The following is a 14,489-nucleotide window of genomic DNA, read 5'->3' as shown; positions in this document are numbered from 1 at the left end:
CAACGCCAAAAGCCCGTTCGAGCCCAGGCTGGAACGGGCTTTTGGCATTGCCGGTGTCAGTCCGGCGCACCCGCGTGCCGGGTGTAATCGTGGCTGATGGCCAACTCTCCCGCCGCCGGAGCATCCAGCTCCAGCACCAGGCCGCCGGGCAGGCGGACGAAGATCTGCCAGATGCCGTCTTCCGGCACTTGCGCCACCTGATGCTCCAGGCCACTGGCCTGCACCCGCAGCAGCACCGCGGTGGCGGGCTCCTGGGTGCTGAAGGCGATGTGGCTCAGTTGCGGCTCGGGGCTGTCGGCCTGTTCGATGACGTGGACCAGCGCCTGGCGGTCCTGATACAGCCAGCGCCCGGGAAAGGGAAACGGCGGGCGCCGCCCCCTTTGCAGGCCCAGCAAGTCGGCAAACGCCGCCTGCAACGCCTCGCCCTCGGCAACGTTGAACGCCAGGTGGTCGAAGCGCCAGTTCACAGCAGGCCACCGCCATCGACGTCGATCAGGCTGCCGCTGATAAAGCCGTTTTCCATGGCCAGGATAAAGGCCGCGGCGATGTCGTCCGGCTGGCCGACACGGCCCACCGGCAGGCTGGCGGCGGTGCGCGCGAACATCGCCTGACGAGCCTCCTCGGCCATCCCGGCATAGGCTTCGGTGGCGGTGACCCCGGGGCTGATGACATTCACCCGGCGTGGCGCCAGCTCCTTGGCCAGGTGCTTGCCCAGGGCTTCGAGGGCGGCATTGAGGGTGGTCTTGAGCACCTGCCCGGGGACCATTTTGCGCGACAGCAGGCCCGAGGTGAGGCTGATGCTGCCCTGGGGCGCGAGCGTCGGCAGCGCCGCCTGGACCGCGCGCCACACGCCCCAGAACTTCACCTCGAAAGCCCGCTGGGCGTCCAGCAGGTCGGTGTCGGCCAGGGGCTTGGCGACGATCGCCGGACCGGCACTGATCACCAGATGGTCGAAGGCCCCCACGCTGCTGAACAGATCGCGGACGCTGGCGGCATCGGTGATATCCACGGCGAGGCTGCGGGCCGACGCCGGCAACTGCGCCTGCTGCTTTTGCAGGGCGTCGAGGCTGCGCCCGGCCAGCACCACCCGGGCGCCACGTTCGGCGGCCCGGCGGGCCACTGCGGCGCCAATGCCGCTGCCGGCGCCGATCACTACCACGGTCTGCCCGGCCAAGCTTGAGTTGGAAAGAGTCATTGCGATCACCTGTTGCTATTGAAAGTGATTGCATCTTCCCAGCTTGCCAATCGCAGAAAAATCCAGCTAAAACGCAAAGATCTTTAAAGGATTTTTACTAATGAGCTCGATCCTCGACCTGGAAATCTCCGTGCGCACAGCGGCCTCAGGGAGCATTCCCGCCGCCGCCCGCTCCCTGGGCCTGCCCGCAGCCGCCGCCAGCATCGCCCCCAACCGCCTGAAACCCCGCCTCGGCAGTCGCCTGCTGGCGCGTTCCACCCGCAGCATGCGCCTGACCGAAGAAGGCCGGCGCTACCTGGGCAGCGTGCGCCTGGCCCTGGCCACCCTGGAGGACGGCGAGCAGGCCCTCAAGCAACAGGGCCAGGGCCTGGCCGGGGTGTTGCAACTGTCGGCGCCCTCGGATTTCGGCCGCAATGCGCTGCTGCCCTGGCTCGATGAGTTCAAGGCCGAGCACCCGCAACTGCGCCTGCAGCTGCGGCTCAACGATCGCCGCGCCGACCTGTTCCGCGAGGCCGTGGATGTGGCCCTGCGCTTTGGCGTGCCCGAGGATTCGAGCCTGGTGGCCCTGCCGATTCTTCCCGAGCATCGCCGCCTGGCCTGCGCCAGCCCGGCCTATCTGGCGCGTTGCGGCGCCCCGCAGGCGCCCGAGGAACTCTCGCAGCACAGCGCCCTGCTCTACCTGCGCAACGACCGGCCCTATGACAGCTGGCGCTTCAGCCGTGGCGACGACACCCGCGAGGTGCCGGTGCGCGGCGACTACCTGTGCGACGACGGCGAAGTGGCCCGGCGCTGGGCCCTGGCCGGCCACGGCATTGTCTACAAGGCCCGGCTGGATGTGGCCGAGGACATTCGCGCCGGACGCCTGGTGCCGCTGCTTAGCGACTGGCAAGGGGAACTGGCGCCGTTCAACCTGCTGTGCCCCCATCGCCTGCAAGTGTCGGAGCGGGTGCGCCTGCTGCACAGCTTTGTGTTGCAGCGCTGCCGGGCGCTGTGCCCCTGAACAGCATCGCTCCTGAGGCGGCTGGCAACTGCGCGCTTCGCCGGCAAGCGGGCTCCTACGCAATGTCCTGGCAGGCGATCTCACGGACCTCTTCGCCGAAAAGCCGGCCCCGGCGAGGAGGCGCCATTCAGGCATTGCGCAAGCCCGCCGTTGTGGTATCTGATGGTCGCCCCGATGGCCGGAAATACCCTGGCCACCCCTCTAGCACAAGGATTTCGCCCATGAGCTATCGCATCCTCGGCCATTCCGGTCTCAAGGTTTCCAGCCTGACCCTGGGCACCATGATGTTCGGCGAGCAGACCAGTACCGAAGACTCGTTGCGCATCATCGACAAGGCCTGGGACCAGGGGATCAATTTCATCGACACCGCCGACGTCTACAGCCAGGGCCGCTCCGAGGAGATCGTCGGCGAGGCCATTGCCCGCCACCGCCATGAGTGGGTACTGGCCTCCAAGGTGGGCTTCGGCCCGGCGGATGGGGTGCCCAACCGCAGCGGCCTGAGCCGCAAGCACATCTTCAACGGCATCGAGGCCAGCCTGACCCGCCTGGGCACCGACTACCTGGACATCTACTACCTGCACCGCGAGGACCACAACACCCCGCTGGAGGTGAGTATCTCGGCCATCGGCGACCTGCTGCGCCAGGGCAAGATCCGCTACTGGGGCCTGTCCAACTACCGCGGCTGGCGGATCGCCGAGGCGATTCGCCTGGCCGACCAGCTGGGGGTGGACCGCCCGGTGATCAGCCAGCCGCTGTACAACATCGTCAATCGCCAGGCCGAAGCCGAGCAGATCACTGCCGCCAAGGCCTATGGCCTGGGCGTGGTGCCTTACAGCCCGCTGGCACGGGGCGTACTCAGCGGCAAGTACGCCCCGGACGTGGCGCCGGACAGCGGCAGCCGCGCCGGACGTCAGGACAAGCGCATCCTGGAAACCGAGTGGCGAGTGGAATCCCTGCGCATCGCCCAGCAGATCCAGGCCTACGCCCAGGGCCGCGGGGTCGATATCGTCGAGTTCGCCATTGCCTGGGTCTTGAACAATCAGGCGGTGAGCTCGGCCATCGTCGGGCCGCGCACCGAGGCCCAGTGGGATGCTTACACCCGGGCCCTGGAGGTGCGGATCAGCCCTGAGGATGAAGCCTTCATCGACGCCCTGGTGACCCCGGGGCACGCCTCGACCCCGGGCTTCAACGATGTGGGTCATTTCGTCTCCGGTCGTTTTCCGCACCTGGGCTGAACCCTGCCGGTGGCGGCGCAAAGGCGCGCGCCACCGGCCTCGGGCTCGGCAGGCTCTGCTGCACTGTGGCCATAGACGAGAAAAAATCCCGCCACGATGGCGCAATCAGAGCAAAAAACTCGCGCCTGACCCTCTATATTCCCCCTCGCTTCTCCCCCCTTATTTCTGTGTGTCCCGAGCGTTCGGGTATTACGAGGACAGTGTGTCTAAAGGAATCGCGTTATCGGTTTTGGCGTCGGTGCTGTTTGCCGTCATGTATTTCTACACCTCGCTGCTGGCGCCCCTGACCGGGGTGGAGATCTTCGGCTGGCGCATGCTGCTGACCCTGCCCTGCATGACCCTGTTCATGATCCTCAGTGGCGAGTGGCCGCGGGTCGGCCAAGTGCTGCGACAAGTGGCCAGCAAACCGCTGCTGAGCCTGGCGCTGCTGCTGTCGTCGGCCCTGGTGGGGGTGCAGTTGTGGCTGTTCATGTGGGCGCCGCTCAACGGCTACAGCCTGGATGTGTCCCTGGGTTATTTCCTGCTGCCGCTGACCATGGTCCTGACCGGACGCATCGTGTATGGCGAGCGTCTGTCGCGCTTGCAGAAAGTCGCTACGCTGCTGGCCTGCCTCGGGGTGCTCAACGAGCTGTATCAAGTGGGCAGTTTTTCCTGGGCGACCCTGGTGGTGGCCGTGGGCTACCCGGTGTATTTCGTCCTGCGTCGGCGCCTGGGCACCGATCATCTGGGCGGCCTGTGGCTGGACATGGCGCTGTTGATCCCAGTGGCGCTGTGGTTCGTACAAGGCGGCGAACAGGGATTTGCCGTGGTCCACAGCCATCCCGGCCTGTACCTGCTGATTCCCCTGCTGGGGGTGATCAGCGCCTCGGCGCTGGCGTGTTATGTCATCGCCAGTCGCTTGCTGGCCTTCAGCCTGTTCGGCCTGCTCAGCTATGTGGAACCGGTGTTGCTGCTGTTGGTCGCGCTGCTGCTGGGGGAAAGCATCAAGGCCGGGGAATGGCTGACCTACATACCGGTCTGGCTGGCGGTGCTGGTGCTGGTGCTCGAAGGGGTCAGGCACCTGATGCGCCAACGCCGCAACTGATGGACGCGCCCGCATTGGCCCGGATGGGCCAGGTGCGGCCGTGGTTGGGGCTCAGGGCTTGATCTGCTTGAGCTCATTGAGCAGGGCCAGCAAGGCCTGCATCTTGTCCTCGCCAAACTGCTGCTGGATTTTCTGGTAGTTGATTTCCATGTCGCCGCTCATGGATTCGAAACAGGCCTGGCCCTTGTCGGTCAGGGTGATGAACAGACGGCGCTGGTCTTCCGGGGACTTGCGGCGGCTGACGTACTGGTCGCGCTCCAGGCGGGTCAGTACCCCGGTCATGCTCGGCGGCAGGATGCAGGCCATCTTCGCCAACTGGTGGCTCTCCAGCTCGCCGTTCTGGCGCAGGATGCGGATCACCCGCCACTGCTGCTCGGTCAGGTCGTGCTGGTTCAGCGAGGGACGGAAAAACGCCATGGCGGCCTCACGGGCCTGCAGCAGGGTCAGGGTCAGGGAAGGTCTGGGTGTGTTCATCAAGGCGTCGATCGAGGGCTGGGAAACAGAGGCGCGAACATTAACACATTCACTATCGCCAGCCGACAGGCAAAACAAAGCCCGATCAGGCGGGGCCTGATCGGGCTCTGGGTTCAAGCCTGCCGAGGGTTACTCGGTGGCCAGTACGCCGCGACGCACCTGGTCGCGTTCGATCGATTCGAACAGTGCCTTGAAGTTGCCTTCACCGAAACCGTCGTCACCTTTACGCTGGATGAATTCGAAGAACACCGGCCCCATCAGGGTTTCCGAGAAGATCTGCAGCAGCAGGCGCTTGTCGCCGGCTTCCGAAGAACCGTCCAGCAGGATGCCCCGGGCTTGCAGTTCCTTGACCGGCTCGCCGTGGTTCGGCAGGCGGCCTTCGAGCATTTCGTAGTAGGTGTCCGGTGGCGCGGTCATGAAGCGCATGCCGATCTTCTTCAACGCGTCCCAGGTCTTGACCAGGTCGTCGGTGAGGAAGGCCACGTGCTGGATGCCCTCGCCGTTGAACTGCATCAGGAACTCTTCGATCTGCCCGGCGCCCTTGGACGATTCCTCGTTCAGCGGGATGCGGATCATGCCGTCCGGAGCGGTCATGGCCTTGGAGGTCAGACCGGTGTATTCGCCCTTGATGTCGAAGTAGCGGATCTCGCGGAAGTTGAACAGCTTCTCGTAGAAACCGGCCCAGTAGGCCATGCGTCCGCGGTACACGTTGTGGGTCAGGTGATCGATGATCTTCAGCCCCGCGCCTTGCGGATTGCGCTCCACGCCTTCGAGGAACACGAAGTCGATGTCATAGATCGAGCTGCCCTCGCCGAAACGGTCGATCAGGTACAGCGGCGCGCCGCCGATGCCCTTGATCGCCGGCAGGTTCAGTTCCATCGGGCCGGTTTCAATGTGGATCGGCTGGGCGCCCAGTTCCAGGGCACGCTTGTAGGCCTTCTGCGAATCCTTGACCCGGAACGCCATGCCGCACACCGACGGGCCGTGTTCGGCAGCGAAGTACGAGGCAACGCTGTGGGGTTCGTTGTTGAGGATCAGGTTGATCGCACCCTGGCGATACAGATGCACGTCTTTTGAACGATGGGTCGCGACTTTGGTGAAACCCATGATCTCGAAGATCGGTTCGAGGGTGTTGGGGGTGGGCGATGCGAATTCGATGAATTCAAAGCCCATCAGGCCCATCGGGTTTTCGAAGATATCTGCCATGGTTGGCGCCTCATCATATTTTTAGAATTAACGGATCGTTAGTTGCTAGCAATGCTGAGGAAGGCCGGTGGCGCGCAGGAGATGCCTCGCACGCTGCGGGCAAGGAAGTCACCGTAGATCAGTTGAAACCCGAGAATCTTCATTTCGACCCTGTCTTACAGGCTGGGGGGCGAGGCTTCTGCTGCCAGAAGACTTTATTATTGTATGCGTAACCGGATTCTACACAGCGTAAAAGCCTTTGTCCGCATTCTCTATAAAATCGCCTTTTTTGCCCTGCCCGCAAGGGGTTTGTTGCACTGGTAGATGCCGCCCAGAATCAGCACCCCGCCCAACCCCATCACCAGAGTCAGCGACTCGCCCAGCAGCAGCGCACCGAGTATCACCGCGGTCAGCGGGTTGAGGGCGATGAACACCCCGGCACGGGTGGCGCCAATGCGCCGCAGCCCGTCGTAGTACCAGATGTAGGCCAGCGCCGAGCCCAGCACGCCCAGGTACAAAAGGCTCAGGCCCTGAACCGGGCTCAGCCGGGCGATGGCCGGCAGGTCGAACTCGCCTCGCAGCCAGGTCGCGCTGCACAGCATCAGGGTGCCCAGCAGGATCGAGTAGGTGACGGTCTGCAAGGGCCCCAGGCGCTGGTTGAGGTCCCGGGACAACAGCGAGTACAGGCCCCAGCCCAGAACACAGCCGAGGATCAGCAAGTCTGCCTGCCAGCCCCCGGCCGTGGACGTCAGGGCCGCAGGGTCACGGCTGCAGATCACCAGCGCGGCGCCACTCAGGCACAGCAGGATGCCCAGCAATTGGCGCCGGCTCGGGCGCTCCTTGAACAAGGCCCAGGCGCCGAGGGCGATCACCGCCGGATTCAACGCCACGATCAACGAAGCGCGTGAGGCGCTGACCTGTTGCAGGCCGAAAAAGAAGCACAGGTTGTAGAAAAAGATTCCGCAAAACCCCAGCACGGCCAGATGGCCGAATTGGCGCAAGCCGGGACGCACCAGAGGAATGCCGGCCGCGACCATGAAGCCAAGCAAGGCCAGGCTGGCGAGCGCGAAGCGCAGGCTGGCCAGCAGCAAGGGTGACAGCGCGCCAGCCAGATCGCGGCCGGCGACGAAGGTGCCGCCCCAGATCATGCTCACCGCCGCCAGTTTGCAATAGACCGCCAGGTCCCCGTGGTCGGCCGCCAAGGGGCCGTTGATACTGCTGTCGCTCATGGTCGTGATGCTCTGTGTCGGTGGATTTGTGCCGTCGGGTTATTCTTTGTCTAATGATCGATCATCGTAAAATGAGCTTTTACTCATGACCCTGACCCAACTGGAAATCTTTTCCCGGGTGGCCGAGCTTGCCGGTTTCACCAGTGCCGCCACGCGCCTGGGTATCAGCCAGTCGGCGGTATCCCACGCCATCAAGTCTCTGGAGCAGGAGCTGGGGGTGGAGCTGTTCCGTCGCCATCAGGCTCAGGTCGAACTCACCGATATAGGACGCCAGCTCCTGCTGCGGGCCCGGGCCATGCTGGGGCTGGCCGCGACCCTGGAACAGGAGGCCGCCGATGCCCGAGGCATGAAGCGCGGCACCCTGCGCATCGGCTCGTTCGGCCCCACCTCCTCCACGCGTCTGCTGCCGCACATCCTTGGGGAGTACCGCAAGGCGTATCCCGGAATCGAGGTGCATATTGACGAGGGACCGGACCGCCAGGTCCTGCAGTGGCTGGAGGAACGACGGATCGATCTGGGCTTCGTGGTGCTGCCCGAGGAGCGTTTCGACACTTTCCCCCTGCTGGAGGACCAACTGGTGGCGCTGATTCCCGCGACCCATGCCCTGGCCCGGGAGCAGCAGGTGCGCCTGGATCAGCTGTGTCACGACCCGTTCGTGCTGACCGAGGCCGGTTCGGCGGAGCAGGTGTCACGCCTGTTCATCGGTGCCGGCTTGCGCCCCAACATCCGCTACCGCAGCTCGCAGCTGCTCAGTACCCTGGAAACCGTGGCTCGGGGCGAGGCCGTGAGCATCCTGGCCGAACTGTCCCTGCCTTCGGCCATCGATACCCGCTATGTCAGCCGGGCCCTGGCGCCAGCGGTGCCGCGCCAGGTGGGAATTGCCGTGCTCGATCAGCGCCAGTCGTCACCGGCGACCCTGGCCTTCATTCGTCACGCGCAGCGCCTGTATGGTCAGGCAAAGCCGTCTATCCTGCGGTGATCGAAATACGCCCCAAGACCGTCGCGCCCGCGGCCACGGTCGGATTTTCATGCCCCCTCCTCTGCCGAAGGTCCGATCCATGCCCTTGACCGCCAAAGGTCCGCTGAAACGCTCTACTCGTACCCTCTGGACCTTGCTGGCAGTTGTCCTGCCAATTGCCCTGGGAGCCGTCATCCTCTATGCCCAGGCCGAGCGAACCCTGGAACGCAGCAGCCTGGAAACCGCCGAAGAGGCCATTCGCCAATTCGACCTGATGCTGGACAACACCGATATCGCCGCCAGGGCACTGCTGCCCCGGGTGGGCGAGGATTGTGACGCCACACGGCAACTGGCCCTGCGCGATCAGGTCACGCGACGGCCCTTCGTGCGCTCGACCAATCTGGTGTGGCGCAACAGCAACTATTGCAGCTCGTTGCTGGGCAGTTATGCGGTGCCCCTCGATCCCCGGGATTATGTGGATGGCCGACTCTGGCTGATGGACGGCAACCCCATCACGCCCAACACCGCGTTGCTGGTCTACCGCTGGAGTGAGGGTGAGCGCGCGGCCCTGGCCACCATCGACGGCTATCACCTGACCAACGCCTTGCGCCTGATCAGCCGCTTTGCCGACCTGCAACTGCAGGTGGGGGCGCACTGGCTGTCCAGCGATGGCCAGGTCCACGATGGTGCTGCGCCCGAGGCGGCGGTAGCCAGCCAGCACCTGACTTCGGCGCGCTATCCCTATAGCGTCAGCGCCGGCTTTGCCGAAGGGGATGTGTGGCGCCACATGAAAAGCCAATACCCGGCGCTATTCAGCCTGCTGGTATTCCTCGGCGTCGCCACCGGCGTTCTTGCCCACTGGCTGCAGAAGCGCTCTGCCTCCCCCAGCCAGGAGCTGCGCCGGGCGCTGGACGCCCAGGAGTTCATTGCCTATTTCCAGCCTGTGGTGCGCGGCGACAACCTGCAGTGGGCCGGGATTGAAGTGCTGATGCGCTGGCAACACCCCAAGGAGGGGCTGGTGCGTCCTGACCTGTTCATTCCCTTCGCCGAACATTCCGGGCTGATCGTGCCCATGACCCGCTCGCTGATGCAGCAGACCCGGCAAGCCCTGGCTCCCCACGCCAGGTATTTCAGCGACGGCTTTCATATCGGCATCAACATCACCGCCAGTCACTGCCACGATCTGCAGTTACTGGACGACTGTCGAGAGTTCCTCGCCGCCTTTGCGCCCGGCAAGGTGATTCTGGTGCTGGAGCTGACCGAGCGCGAGTTGATCAAACCCACGGCCATCACCCAACAACTGTTTGCTGCCTTGCACGAACTGGGGGTGATGATCGCCATCGATGATTTTGGCACCGGGCATTCCAGCCTGGCTTATCTGCGTCAGTTCAATGTCGACTACTTGAAGATTGATCAAAGCTTCGTGGCCATGATCGGGGCCGATGCCCTGTCCCTGCATATACTCGACAGCATTATCCAACTCTCGGCCAAACTCGATCTGGGTATAGTCGCCGAAGGCATAGAAACCACCGAACAGCGCGACTATCTGACCGCGCAAGGGGTAGATTTCCTACAGGGTTATTTATTTGGCCGACCGATGCCCAGTAGTGAATTTGTTGCCGTTCTAGCGCGCCACTAAATAGCCATACCAGAACAACAAGTACTCGATTCGACAACTCGCAAGGCGCAGCAATTTGATTCAATCGACCAATAGCGAGGCAAACAAGAACAACCTGATTTACTCCGAAGCCATTAACTACTACAATTTTTCACGCCTGTTCAAGATTCACAGGTAGGCCACTTAATCGAACCTTAATCGGCTCATGGCTTATAGCTTTGTTTGTGGTTTGTATCAGCCAAAATAGACTATTGGAGTGAAGATATTGTCCAGACTTGCTGAATTTCGTGCTGCAGAAAAAGCACTTCAAGAACAGCTCGCGCAGCTTGAATCCCTGAAGAATGACGCCGGACTCAAAAAGGAAATCGAGTTCGAAGAGAAGCTCCAGGCCCTGATGAAGTCCTATGACAAGAGTCTGCGTGACATCATCGCAATTCTTGATCCAAACCTGGGCAAAACCGGCCTGCCACCGGCCAACGCCCCTAAACAGCGGCGCGCGCGAGTGGTCAAGGTTTATCAGAACCCGCACACCGGCGAACTGATTGAAACCAAAGGCGGCAACCATCGCGGCCTGAAAGCCTGGAAAGAACAGTATGGCGCCGCCACTGTAGACTCCTGGTTGCGCGCTTGAATAAAGCCGCAACCTGAAAAAGGCCCTGCATATGCAGGGCTTTTTACATTGATAAGAATATTCTTATTACGACTTGCATCTAAGACCGGCTTCAGCACGGATGACCGGTATTTCCCAGCGCACCCGACGACACCAAGCCCACCGGGGATTGTGTCTTGCAACAACCCCCTCACTACAACTTCAGGCTTAATACCTTTCCGTTAGCCCGCCCTCGACATGGGAAATCAAACCGGCAGCTTCAGATTTTTCCTCAAAGTTTAAGGCTATTTCGTACAGCTAGTATTTCGTCCCGACTCTCAGCATAAGCCTGTGCCTGGCCAGCGTATGAAAGTACATAAGCCTTATTCCCATCCACAGCGGCCACCAATGTTTGCGACAGCACATGCCGGCCATTCTGGGTAATGGTGCAAGTGGTCTCCAGGGCTTGCAGCCGACTCAACTGCGCCGCATGAATCTTGTTACAGACACTCTGATAACCGCCTCGGGCAAAGTCCTTCTGCACGGATTTGCGCATCTCCAGCAATACCCCCTGAAGATTGACTACGTGCCCGCTGTCGACTTGCGTCATGGTCAACTCCATGACCACCTGCGGATTGCCCGCGGCATCGCTTTTCACCGCGCGCTGGCGGGAAACCTCGGCCGCCTGGTCACCTTCTTGCGCAGGCACCGGCTCCACCGTCCAGCCTTGCGGCCAGGTGACTTGCGGCGCAGCCTGGACCAGCCCGGCAAACGCCAGCAGAAGCAGGGCCGCAACCCGCGGCTTGAACGATTCGATCATGGATTTGCACACCAGGGAAACGGGCCTGGAAGTCTGAGCCCGACGCCAGGAATGGGCAATAGATCAGGAGCTTTGGGTTTGGCGTCATGGCGTCCGGTTGCGTATCATTGCCCGATCCCAACGACGCCTGAACCCTTGCCTGCCAAGGGCCGCTTCGCCTTCGCGAACAACCTTTGCCGCATATTTTCCTGGAGGGCCCATGAGCCTCGAGCAACTCAACACTTTCCCCGGCGTGACCGCCCAACCGGACGCCGCCACCGCCCGCTTCGTGTTCAACCACACCATGCTGCGGGTCAAGGACATCACTCGCTCCCTGGACTTCTACACCCGAGTCCTGGGCTTTTCCCTGGTAGAAAAACGCGACTTCCCCGAAGCCGAATTCAGCCTGTACTTCCTCGCCCTGGTGGACAAGGCGCAGATCCCGAGCGACGCAGCCGCGCGCACCGAGTGGATGAAATCGATCCCTGGCATTCTCGAACTGACCCACAATCACGGCACCGAGAACGATCCGGCCTTCGCCTACCACAACGGCAACAGCGACCCACGCGGCTTCGGCCACATCTGCATCTCGGTGCCGGATATCGTCGCCGCCTGCGAGCGCTTCGAAGCCCTGGGCTGCGATTTCCAGAAACGCCTGAACGATGGCCGCATGAAGAGCCTGGCGTTCATCAAGGATCCGGACGGCTACTGGGTCGAAATCATTCAGCCAGCACCGTTGTAAGACCCTGCTGCTGGAACGAGCCCCTGCTGCACGACAATAAAAAACCCCATGAGCCTGGGCTCATGGGGTTTTGTTTTTCCGGTGACGGCTTATGCCGGCGCTGAAGTGCGGATCAGGTGATCGAAGGCACTCAGGGAAGCCTTGGCGCCCTCGCCCACCGCGATCACGATCTGCTTGTACGGCACCGTGGTCACGTCGCCGGCCGCGAATACGCCGGGCAGCGAAGTCTCGCCACGAGCATCGACAATGATCTCGCCGCGGGGCGACAACTCCACCGTACCCTTGAGCCAATCGGTGTTGGGCAACAGACCGATCTGCACGAAGATGCCTTCCAGGTCCACCGTATGGAACTCGCCGGAATCGCGATCCTTGTACGCCAGACCGGTGACCTTCTGCCCGTCGCCCTTCACTTCGCTGGTCAGGGCACTGGTGATGACCTTGACGTTGGGCAGGCTGTAGAGCTTGCGCTGCAACACCGCATCGGCCCGCAGTTTGCTGTCGAACTCAAGCAGGGTCACGTGGCTGACGATACCCGCCAGGTCGATGGCCGCCTCGACGCCGGAGTTGCCGCCACCAATCACCGCCACGCGCTTGCCCTTGAACAGCGGACCGTCGCAGTGCGGGCAGAAGCACACGCCCTTGGCCTTGTATTCCTGCTCGCCGGGCACGCCCATTTCTCGCCAGCGGGCGCCGGTGGCCAGGATCACTGACTTGGCCTTGAGGCTGGCACCGCTTTCGAACTGGATCTCATGCAGGCCACCAACCTCCTTGGCCGGCACCAGGGCGCTGGCACGCTGCAGGTTCATGATGTCGACGTCGTACTGCTTGACGTGTTCTTCCAGGGCCGCGGCCAGTTTCGGCCCTTCGGTTTCCTTGACCGAGACAAAGTTCTCGATAGCCATGGTGTCCAGCACCTGACCACCGAAGCGTTCGGCGGCAACACCGGTGCGAATGCCCTTGCGAGCGGCATAAATGGCTGCCGAGGCACCCGCTGGGCCACCGCCGACCACCAGTACGTCAAAGGCCTCTTTGGCGTTGAGTTTCTGCGCCTGTTTCTCCACCGCGCCGGTGTCGAGCTTGGCGAGGATTTCCTCAAGGCCCATGCGCCCCTGGCCGAAGTTCACGCCGTTGAGATAGATGCTCGGCACCGCCATCACCTTGCGCTCATCGACTTCGGCCTGGAACAGCGCACCGTCAATGGCCACGTGGCGAATATTGGGGTTGAGCACCGCCATCAGGTTCAGCGCCTGGACCACGTCCGGGCAATTCTGGCAGGACAGCGAGAAGTAGGTTTCAAAATTGAACTCGCCCTTGAGCGAGCGGATCTGCTCGATCACTTCAGCACTGGCTTTGGAGGGGTGCCCCCCTACTTGCAACAGGGCCAGCACCAGGGAAGTGAATTCGTGCCCCATGGGAATACCGGCGAAACGCAGGCTGATATCACTCCCCGGGCGATTCAACGAGAACGACGGCTTGCGCGCGTCGGTGCCGTTGTCGAGCAAGGTAATCTGGTTGGAAAGACTGACAATGTCTTTGAGTAACGCAAGCATTTCCTGGGATTTCGCACCGTCGTCGAGGGAGGCGACGATCTCGATCGGCTGGGTGACCCGTTCCAGGTATGACTTCAACTGAGCTTTAAGATTGGCGTCCAACATACGGGCGATTTCCTATTGATTCGGTATAAAAAACAACGCCCGAGCGAATCTCGCCCGGGCGTTATTTGAGGGCGGTGCGGTTGACTTAAGTGCGGATGACCGCCCTTGAATGAAGCATGGACTTAGATCTTGCCGACCAGGTCCAGGGACGGAGCCAGGGTGGCCTCGCCTTCTTTCCACTTGGCTGGGCAGACTTCGCCTGGGTGAGCAGCGACGTACTGGGCGGCCTTGATCTTGCGCAGCAGCTCGGAAGCGTCACGACCTACGCCGCCATCGTTGATTTCAACGATCTTGATCTGGCCTTCAGGGTTGATCACGAAGGTGCCACGGTCAGCCAGACCGGCTTCTTCGATCAGCACGTCGAAGTTGCGGGAGATGGCCAGGGTCGGGTCGCCGATCATGGTGTACTGGATCTTGCCGATGGCTGGCGAAGTGTTGTGCCAGGCAGCGTGGGCAAAGTGGGTATCGGTGGAAACGCTGTAGATCTCAACGCCCAGTTTCTGGAATTCGGCGTAGTTGTCGGCCAGGTCTTCCAGCTCGGTCGGGCAGACGAAGGTGAAGTCGGCCGGGTAGAAGAATACGACGGACCATTTGCCTTTCAGATCCGCGTCCGACACTTCGACGAATGCGCCGTTTTTGAATGCAGTGGCTTTGAACGGTTTAACTTGGCTGTTGATGATAGGCATCGTTGACTCTCCATCAGTGGTTGAAAACGTTGGGTGAAAA

Annotated in this window: 15 protein-coding genes; 7 read left to right on the top strand and 8 right to left on the bottom strand. The window is 62.2% G+C overall.

Annotated features, from left to right (window positions below; genetic code table 11):
- Positions 1–56: 56 nt before the first annotated feature.
- Positions 57–467, bottom strand: coding sequence for a hypothetical protein (locus DNK59_RS07990; protein ID WP_092314240.1), 411 nt, complete (start codon positions 465–467; stop codon positions 57–59).
- Positions 464–1,195 (bottom strand): SDR family oxidoreductase, encoded by a 732-nt coding sequence (locus tag DNK59_RS07985; protein WP_092314238.1) that lies wholly within the window; start codon positions 1,193–1,195, stop codon positions 464–466. Before DNK59_RS07985 ends, DNK59_RS07990 begins: the two co-directional genes overlap by 4 nt.
- A 100-nt stretch (positions 1,196–1,295) precedes the next feature.
- Between DNK59_RS07985 and DNK59_RS07980 the strand changes: the two genes are divergently transcribed.
- The 3 genes from DNK59_RS07980 (at position 1,296) to rarD (ending at position 4,514) form a co-directional block, all read left to right on the top strand.
- A complete protein-coding gene (locus DNK59_RS07980) occupies positions 1,296–2,195 on the top strand; it encodes a LysR family transcriptional regulator (protein ID WP_110722842.1) in 900 nt (299 codons plus the stop codon).
- A gap of 221 nt (positions 2,196–2,416) precedes the next feature.
- Complete coding sequence (locus tag DNK59_RS07975; RefSeq protein ID WP_110722841.1) at positions 2,417–3,430, top strand: aldo/keto reductase; 1,014 nt, start codon at positions 2,417–2,419, stop codon at positions 3,428–3,430.
- Positions 3,431–3,632: 202 nt separating this feature from the next.
- Complete coding sequence (gene rarD / locus DNK59_RS07970; RefSeq protein ID WP_092314232.1) at positions 3,633–4,514, top strand: EamA family transporter RarD; 882 nt, start codon at positions 3,633–3,635, stop codon at positions 4,512–4,514.
- Between the two features lie 51 nt (positions 4,515–4,565).
- On the opposite strand, the gene hpaR is transcribed toward rarD, so the two are convergent.
- The 3 genes from hpaR to DNK59_RS07955 all read right to left on the bottom strand — a co-directional run bounded on the left by hpaR (position 4,566) and on the right by DNK59_RS07955 (position 7,402).
- Positions 4,566–4,988 carry a homoprotocatechuate degradation operon regulator HpaR gene (gene hpaR, locus DNK59_RS07965; protein WP_011061668.1) on the bottom strand — a complete coding sequence of 141 codons (423 nt, stop codon included), beginning with the start codon at positions 4,986–4,988 and terminating at the stop codon, positions 4,566–4,568.
- Between the two features lie 129 nt (positions 4,989–5,117).
- Positions 5,118–6,194, bottom strand: a complete 1,077-nt coding sequence (gene hppD / locus DNK59_RS07960) for a 4-hydroxyphenylpyruvate dioxygenase (protein WP_092314230.1) — start codon at positions 6,192–6,194, stop codon at positions 5,118–5,120.
- 251 nt (positions 6,195–6,445) lie between these two features.
- Positions 6,446–7,402, bottom strand: coding sequence for a DMT family transporter (locus tag DNK59_RS07955; protein WP_110722840.1), 957 nt, complete (start codon positions 7,400–7,402; stop codon positions 6,446–6,448).
- An 85-nt stretch (positions 7,403–7,487) separates the two neighbouring features.
- On the opposite strand from DNK59_RS07955, the gene DNK59_RS07950 reads away from it, so the two are divergent.
- From DNK59_RS07950 to DNK59_RS07940, 3 genes are all read left to right on the top strand, one after another.
- On the top strand, positions 7,488–8,381 hold the full coding sequence (locus tag DNK59_RS07950; RefSeq protein ID WP_110722839.1) for a LysR family transcriptional regulator: 894 nt from the start codon (positions 7,488–7,490) through the stop codon (positions 8,379–8,381).
- A 79-nt stretch (positions 8,382–8,460) separates the two neighbouring features.
- Positions 8,461–9,999 carry an EAL domain-containing protein gene (locus DNK59_RS07945; RefSeq protein WP_110722838.1) on the top strand — a complete coding sequence of 513 codons (1,539 nt, stop codon included), beginning with the start codon at positions 8,461–8,463 and terminating at the stop codon, positions 9,997–9,999.
- A 244-nt stretch (positions 10,000–10,243) separates the two neighbouring features.
- A complete protein-coding gene (locus DNK59_RS07940) occupies positions 10,244–10,609 on the top strand; it encodes a histone-like nucleoid-structuring protein, MvaT/MvaU family (protein WP_060839599.1) in 366 nt (121 codons plus the stop codon).
- A gap of 250 nt (positions 10,610–10,859) precedes the next feature.
- Here DNK59_RS07940 and DNK59_RS07935 read toward each other — a convergent pair whose 3' ends face one another.
- Positions 10,860–11,387 carry a DUF4946 domain-containing protein gene (locus DNK59_RS07935; RefSeq protein ID WP_092314222.1) on the bottom strand — a complete coding sequence of 176 codons (528 nt, stop codon included), beginning with the start codon at positions 11,385–11,387 and terminating at the stop codon, positions 10,860–10,862.
- Between the two features lie 199 nt (positions 11,388–11,586).
- Here DNK59_RS07935 and gloA point away from each other — a divergent pair, with 199 nt between their 5' ends.
- Positions 11,587–12,108: a lactoylglutathione lyase gene (gene gloA / locus DNK59_RS07930; protein WP_092314220.1), complete on the top strand. Its 522-nt coding sequence runs from the start codon at positions 11,587–11,589 to the stop codon at positions 12,106–12,108.
- An 89-nt stretch (positions 12,109–12,197) separates the two neighbouring features.
- Here the strand turns inward: gloA and ahpF are convergent, their stop codons facing one another.
- Positions 12,198–13,763, bottom strand: a complete 1,566-nt coding sequence (gene ahpF / locus DNK59_RS07925) for an alkyl hydroperoxide reductase subunit F (protein ID WP_110722837.1) — start codon at positions 13,761–13,763, stop codon at positions 12,198–12,200.
- A gap of 122 nt (positions 13,764–13,885) precedes the next feature.
- Positions 13,886–14,449, bottom strand: a complete 564-nt coding sequence (gene ahpC, locus DNK59_RS07920; RefSeq protein WP_011061677.1) for an alkyl hydroperoxide reductase subunit C — start codon at positions 14,447–14,449, stop codon at positions 13,886–13,888.
- Positions 14,450–14,489 lie beyond the last annotated feature (40 nt).

This window comes from Pseudomonas sp. TKO26 (assembly GCF_003225665.1).
Taxonomy (GTDB): domain Bacteria; phylum Pseudomonadota; class Gammaproteobacteria; order Pseudomonadales; family Pseudomonadaceae; genus Aquipseudomonas; species Aquipseudomonas saponiphila.
Note: the sequence above shows the minus strand (reverse complement) of the source record. Positions and strands in the feature narration are given on the sequence as shown.